Origin of the sequence: Helicobacter muridarum (genome assembly GCF_000765805.2) — a bacterium.
Classification (GTDB): domain Bacteria; phylum Campylobacterota; class Campylobacteria; order Campylobacterales; family Helicobacteraceae; genus Helicobacter_A; species Helicobacter_A muridarum.
Window position 1 is genome coordinate 1 of record NZ_JRPD02000045.1, and the last position, 6,898, is coordinate 6,898.

A 6,898-nucleotide genomic window follows, 5' to 3' on the forward strand; every position below is an offset into this window, starting at 1 on the left:
ATTATGTTAGAGAATCTCATATAATGCCTTTGTTGAATTGATATTTAACTTAGTCATTATAACAAAATTGTTGTGATTCTATTTTTGTTGCGTTTAACAAAGCGAAACATCTTTCTTTGTTATTTTTTGTTGTTAGATTCTTTTACTAGTCTTCAAATGATATTGGCTTATATTCTATCTTTAGAATCTCAAAATCAGTTTCTCCAGCAGGTAGCTCTATAGTTGTCTCATCACCTTCTTCTTTACCAATCAATCCTCTTGCAAGCGGTGAATTAAATGATATTAAGCCCTTTTCTGGGTTGCTTTCTGTTATACCTACTATTGTGTAGATGAATTGTTTTTCAGTGTCTAGGTTTAGTATAGTTACAGTGCTACCAAAGCTAACCTTATCGTGATTTAGATTCTCTGGGTCTATTACCTCTGCATTTGCTAGCATCTTGCTTAACTCGCTGATTTTAAATTCAATAAAAGCTTGTTTTTCCTTTGCGGCATGGTATTCAGCATTTTCTTTTAAGTCCCCATGAGATCGTGCTATATCAATTTCTTGGGCGATTTTTGGTCTTTCTACTTCTTTTAGGGTTTTAAGTTCTTCTGAAAGCTTTTTAAATCCATACTTACTCATTGGTTCACTCATGTTGCACCTTTGTTTGATTTTCAAACTACTATTCTACAAAAATATAACCAAAATCGGCTTTAAAGCACTTAAATATGCTTTTTAATTTTGTATTACAATACGAAGTTATTCAGCACAAGGGACACGGAGGGGGATGTTATGGCGCAAAAGAACATACAATACGAAGATTGCACATTGCGAATTGCTTATAGTATTATTGATAATCAGGCAAATAAGAATATGCTTTTCTTGCATGGCTGGGGCAGCAATAAAGAAATTATGCGCACAGCATTTAGTAAGTATTTTAAAAATTTCAATCATATCTATGTGGATTTGCCTCATTTTGGTGGTAGTGAGGCTTTAGTATTTTTAGATACCTATGGTTATGCTAAAGTAATTAATGAGTTTCTTAATCACATTAGCATTAATGGAGTGGCTGGTTGTGATGTAGTAGTTGGGCATAGTTTTGGCGGCAAAGTTGCTTTGCTTTTACAAAAAGAGATCATTTTGCTTAGTAGTGCTGGAATTTTACTGCCTAAATCACTTAAGATAAAACTCAAGATTTTGTTTGCTAAGCTAGCTAAAATACTGGGCATAAGAGCCTCTTTCCTTAGAGCAGATGATGCTAAGGGTTTAAGTCCTATTGCTTATGAAATATTTAAATGCGTAGTGGGGGAAGATTTCTATGAGGAATATGCTAATTTTTATAAAAAAGCCACTATTTTTTGGGGCAAAGATGATAAAGCCACTCCCTTAAAATCCTTTCAAATTATATGCTCTATTATGCCTAGTGCTAAGTCTTATGTTTTAGATGGAGATCATTATTTCTTCTTGCAGCAAGCTAGAGAAATTGATAGGTTATATAGATTACCATCAAATTAAGCTGATAATCGGAATAACTTATTTGCAAAGATAAAATATATTAATTATAATATTGAACACGAAGCTTATTCATTCTTATAAATAATAATATTTTATGATATTTAAAATTAGAGTATAAAAAACATTATTTATTATATTATACTATAGTTATTGGTCCAACTAATATTTTGCAATATTTGTAGATATGCTAAATAGAAATTTTAAACTTCTTTTGTTACTAGAATTGATATATGTTATGGTTTAATAAACCATAAATTAGATTACTATTATAAGACTTTTAAAGAAGGAGGGTAATACTTTGTTTAATAAAATGAGCATTAGGGTAAAAATATTATCCATTGTCTTTGTAGCGATATTGGTCATTATTGCATCTTCTTTTTATTCCAATTATGTGACATCTAGCTATATTGATAGTGTTGTGTATAAAGCTTTAGAAGATAGGGATGCTGCATTTGTTGAAAAGGCGGTCAGAACAATGGTTGGAACTATTGCTGCTGCTATTAAAGATTTGCCTACTAGGGAAGAAAAATTAGAAGTTGTTAATAAACTAATTGCAGATACATTTTATGATAATCATGGCGGTTCTTTTTTCGCCTTTGATGGCACAATATTAGTTGGCTATCCAACCAAATTTGGAGAACCCTTGGGGCAAGATTGGAGAGACATTAAAGATCCAAATGGAGTTTTATTGCTTCAGGATTTACAAAGGGTAGCTTTAAATGGAGGAGGCTTTACAAGGTATTCATGGTATTTAACTGATAGCAATAGTCCAGTGTTGCCAAAACTATCTTACGCGCTTTTGATTCCCGGTCTTGATAATGTTTGGGTAGGTACTGGAGTGTATATTCATACAGTAAAGGAAAGAACAAACGAGATTGTTAATGATATTCAAAACAAAGTTATTATAATAACTACAGTTTCCCTAATTATTTTTATTATATTAGTTGTTCCTATTAGTATTATTGTTGCTAGGTATATTGGAAATGGACTTTCAGATATTTTAAAAGGTGTTCAATCATTTATCCAATTTTCTCAACAAAAAGTTCAAAAAGTCTATGTTATGAAAACACATACTTCAGATGAAATAGGAAAGATTGCTAATATTTTAAATAACAACTTGGATGAAGCAACAAGAAATTTAGAAAAAGATGTTTCTTGTGTTGATAACATCGTGTTGGTTTTGAATAATGCTAAAAACGGAATCATTCAAAGAGATGTCAATATAACCTGTCCAGAGCCCAGCAATCCGCAATTGCAGAATCTAGTTCTAAATTTTTCATCTTTTTTGAATTCATTGGATGATAATTTAAATAGTGTGTTTTTAGCATTACAAGAATATTCAGGCAATGATTTCACGTCACAATTAAAAACTGATGGCTTACAGGGCAAGTTTCTGGATTTATCAAGCAATATAAACATTTTAAGAACTTCTATTATTGGCATGTTGCAAACCTCCCATTCTTTTGCAACCGATTTAAGCAATATTAGTAATACCCTATCAGATCAGGTTTCAAATTTAGTAGAATCCTCAAACAAACAAGCAAGCTCACTTGAAGAAACGGCATCAGCTATAGAAGAAATAACATCATCTATGCAAAATGTATCAGGTAGAACAGATGAAGTAATAAAACAAAGTGAAGACATTAAGAATGTTATTGGAATAATAAGAGATATAGCAGACCAAACAAATCTATTAGCATTAAATGCAGCAATAGAAGCAGCAAGAGCAGGAGAACATGGTAGAGGATTTGCAGTTGTTGCAGATGAAGTTAGAAAACTAGCAGAGAGAACTCAAAAGAGCCTAGGAGAAATAGAAGCAAATACTAATATATTAGTTCAAAGCATTAATGATATGGCAGAGTCTATTAAAGAGCAAGCACAAGGTATAAGTCAAATTAATACCACCATTGGACATTTGGAGTCTGTTACGCATGAAAACACTCAAATTGCAAATACCTCTTCTAGCATTAGCCAAGATGTTAAATCAATTGCTCAAAATATTCTTGATGATGCTGATAAGAAGAAATTTTAAAATATTTTTATGCTTTAATGCCAATTCTTTAAGGTATTAGCTTGCCTAAAATAAATATGTAAGAATAGTCTTATCTTATAGACTTTCTATTCTATTGAAAATTGGATTTTGAAGTTAGATTTATATAGAATTATTTGAGCTTTTGAGAGATTGCAATATACTATCTAATTCTATCTCCGCTAGGCTCTGGTCCCTTATATTTGTTAAGAAAAGCACTAATAGCTCCTCTAAACTATAATTCTTATCCTTAAATAATCGTGTAATGGTATCCCTACAGCGCATTCCTAGATTTTCTAAATTTAGGCTAAATATCCTATTTTCTACTGTGATTTGTATCTCATAGACAACTAGACTTTGTTGCGCTTTGTGATTTGATTCTGTCTTTGATTCTGCTATTGTGGAGTGTCTATAGTCCATCTCTTGTGCATCATTTATATAACTAGCGCGATTCATATATGTGTTAGTGCTTGGGTATTTGACTATATGCTGTGTCATATTGCTTGCTATGTTGTTGGTTATGCTAGCACCCATGCTCTCTACAGCCATATTCGCGTTAATGATGCTTGAGTGTTTATAGGTATGTGCATGTTTAGATTCTAATTGTGTTTGCATAACTGCCCCTTATTGTTTCAAACTAGTGAGCACCTAGCTTTTGCAAAAGTTGCTCCAAGACTGTTTTACTCGCATTAATTTCTTCATGCAGCTTGAATAGTTCAATATCCTTTTCTTCGTTTTGTGCTCTTATGTTATTAAGCTCTGATTCCAAGGAGCCAATAATCTCATCTTTTTCTAGTATTTTATATTCTAAATCCTCTATCCGCTTTGTATGATTGGTTTCTAGCGATGATTTTACTTCATTAATCAGCGATAACAAACTTTTATTATGAATAGATTTCTGTGTTTGATTCAAATCTGATGCTGTTTGGTGTGTATTTGCATGCATAATTTACGTCCTTTCTATAAAATGCGAATTGTCTTAAATTTATTGCCCTTATAAATTCTAGTATAATTGTATCCAAAATTGACTTAATACATAAGTGTTTAATGAGGTTGCCAATGAGAAATGCCTTTAATTTAAGCGCAAATTATGCTCCCGCAGGAGATCAGCCAAAAGCTATAGAATCGCTTTGTAATCAAATACTAAATGAACAAAAATATAATACGCTAGTTGGTGTAACAGGTAGCGGCAAAACCTTTACTATGGCAAACATTATTCTAAATCTAAATATGCCAACACTTATTATGAGTCATAACAAAACGCTTTGTGCACAGTTATATAGTGAGTTTAAACATTTCTTTCCCAGTAATCACGTCGAATACTTCATTAGCCATTTTGACTATTATCAGCCAGAAGCCTATATTCCTAGGCGAGATTTATTTATTGAGAAAGATAGCTCAATTAATGATGAACTAGAGAGGTTAAGATTATCTGCTACTACTTCATTATTGGCTTATGATGATGTTATCGTTATAGCAAGCGTTTCAGCAAATTATGGCTTAGGTAATCCGCAAGAATATCTCACTATGATAGAAAAGCTAGAAGTAGGCAAAAGTTACAGACAACAAGATTTGTTGTCAAAAATCATAGATATGGGATATGAACGCAATGATATAGCATTTGAGAGAGGAAGGTTTCGCGTTAAGGGGGAAATTGTTGATATTTTTCCAGCTTACAACGAAGTGGAATTCGTTCGTATAGAGTTTTTTGATGATGAGATAGAAAGGATTCTAATTTTGGAGTCACTAGACAATAGTTTGGTTAAGAGTCTGCAATCATTTGTGCTTTATGCTGCTAATCAATTCATCGTTGGGCATGATAGATTAAAAAGTGCTATATCTGATATACAGTTAGAGCTTGACCAAAGACTTAGCTTTTATGAGTCTGAAGGTAGAATGCTAGAGTATGAGCGGCTTAAGTCTCGCACGGAGTTTGATTTAGAGATGATTAAAGAACATGGAATTTGTAAGGGAATTGAAAATTATGCAAGACACTTAACAGGTAAGAAAACCGGAGAGACACCATATTCCCTTATTGATTATTTTGAATTCAAGAAAAAACCATATTTATTGATAGTTGATGAGAGCCATGTTAGCTTGCCCCAATTTGGTGGCATGTATGCTGGCGATAAAAGTAGAAAAGAAATATTGGTAGAATATGGATTTCGCCTTCCTAGTGCACTTGATAATCGTCCATTAAAGTTTGAAGAATTTATTAATAAGCAAGCATATTTCTTGTTTGTTTCTGCAACACCTGCCAATTTGGAACTCGATTTAAGTAATGGTAATATTTGTGAGCAGATTATTCGCCCTACTGGATTGCTAGATCCCATGTGTGAAGTGCGAGATTCTAAGACACAAGTTAAGGATTTACTAGAAGAAATAAAGATTTGTATTGCAAAAAAAGAACGTGTATTGGTTACAACTCTAACAAAAAAAATGAGTGAAGAACTCACTAAGTATTATGTCAAAGAGGGCATAAAGGTGGAATATTTGCATAGTGATATTGATGCTATTGAGCGCAATCACTTGATACGAAATTTACGCTTAGGCATATTTGATGTTCTAATAGGAATTAACTTATTACGAGAGGGTCTTGATTTACCAGAAGTTAGCCTTGTAGCGATTATGGACGCTGATAAAGAAGGTTTTTTGCGCAGCCAAACAAGTCTTATACAGACTATGGGGCGAGCTGCCAGGAATGTGAATGGTAAGGTTATACTTTATGCAGAAAGGATAACACAGTCCATGAAAGCGGCGATGGATATTACGGCATATCGTAGGCACAAACAGGAGGAGTTTAATCAAACTCATGGTATAACTCCTAAGTCTGTTAAACGTATCGTGGAATCTGAATTAAGATTAGAAGAGAGTAGCAAAGTATATAATAATCGCAAAAAGCAAAAGATTCCAGCCAAAGAAAAAGATGAAATAATAAAAGAGCTTAGATCTAGGATGTTAGGAGCAAGCAAAAGATTGGATTTTGAGGAAGCAATACGATTGCGAGATGAGATTGCTAGAATCAAAGAACTATGAGTTTCGCAGTTTGTATCTGAATATTTTTAAGCTTAATAAAATCATTTTTTGACTTTTTGTTAATGGTTTATATTTAGATTTTGTTCATTTAGCCCTTATTTCCTAGTTAGATACTCTAACATATAGCCCTCTGTTTCCATATTTTTATTTATCTAAACACTTCTAAACTATTATGTTTATGTTTATCTACATAGCTTACCTAATCTTTTCATCTTAAGCATAATTTTTTAAGAGATTGCACCCCCCAAACCCATTCAAACATCTTATTTATTGCTTATTACCTATGCTAAAACAGCCAGATTTTAATTTTTACTGATAAATTTACAATATTTTTATAT

At 32.5% G+C, this 6,898-nt stretch carries 6 protein-coding genes; 3 read left to right on the forward strand and 3 right to left on the reverse strand.

The annotated features are described in order from the left end of the window. Positions 1-145 precede the first annotated feature (145 nt). Complete coding sequence (gene greA, locus LS73_RS09465; RefSeq protein ID WP_034559776.1) at positions 146-634, reverse strand: transcription elongation factor GreA; 489 nt, start codon at positions 632-634, stop codon at positions 146-148. A 138-nt stretch (positions 635-772) separates the two neighbouring features. Between greA and LS73_RS09470 the strand changes: the two genes are divergently transcribed. Both LS73_RS09470 and LS73_RS10570 read left to right on the forward strand, forming a co-directional pair. Continuing rightward, positions 773-1,495: an alpha/beta fold hydrolase gene (locus LS73_RS09470; RefSeq protein ID WP_034559774.1), complete on the forward strand. Its 723-nt coding sequence runs from the start codon at positions 773-775 to the stop codon at positions 1,493-1,495. Positions 1,496-1,793: 298 nt separating this feature from the next. Beyond that, positions 1,794-3,527: a methyl-accepting chemotaxis protein gene (locus LS73_RS10570; protein WP_138070028.1), complete on the forward strand. Its 1,734-nt coding sequence runs from the start codon at positions 1,794-1,796 to the stop codon at positions 3,525-3,527. Positions 3,528-3,647: 120 nt separating this feature from the next. Here LS73_RS10570 and LS73_RS09480 read toward each other — a convergent pair whose 3' ends face one another. Continuing rightward, positions 3,648-4,139 (reverse strand): hypothetical protein, encoded by a 492-nt coding sequence (locus LS73_RS09480; RefSeq protein ID WP_052089974.1) that lies wholly within the window; start codon positions 4,137-4,139, stop codon positions 3,648-3,650. Positions 4,140-4,161: 22 nt separating this feature from the next. Then, on the reverse strand, positions 4,162-4,470 hold the full coding sequence (locus tag LS73_RS09485; RefSeq protein ID WP_034559512.1) for a hypothetical protein: 309 nt from the start codon (positions 4,468-4,470) through the stop codon (positions 4,162-4,164). A gap of 113 nt (positions 4,471-4,583) precedes the next feature. Here LS73_RS09485 and uvrB point away from each other — a divergent pair, with 113 nt between their 5' ends. Next, positions 4,584-6,560: an excinuclease ABC subunit UvrB gene (uvrB, locus tag LS73_RS09490; RefSeq protein ID WP_034559515.1), complete on the forward strand. Its 1,977-nt coding sequence runs from the start codon at positions 4,584-4,586 to the stop codon at positions 6,558-6,560. The last annotated feature ends 338 nt before the right edge of the window (positions 6,561-6,898 follow it).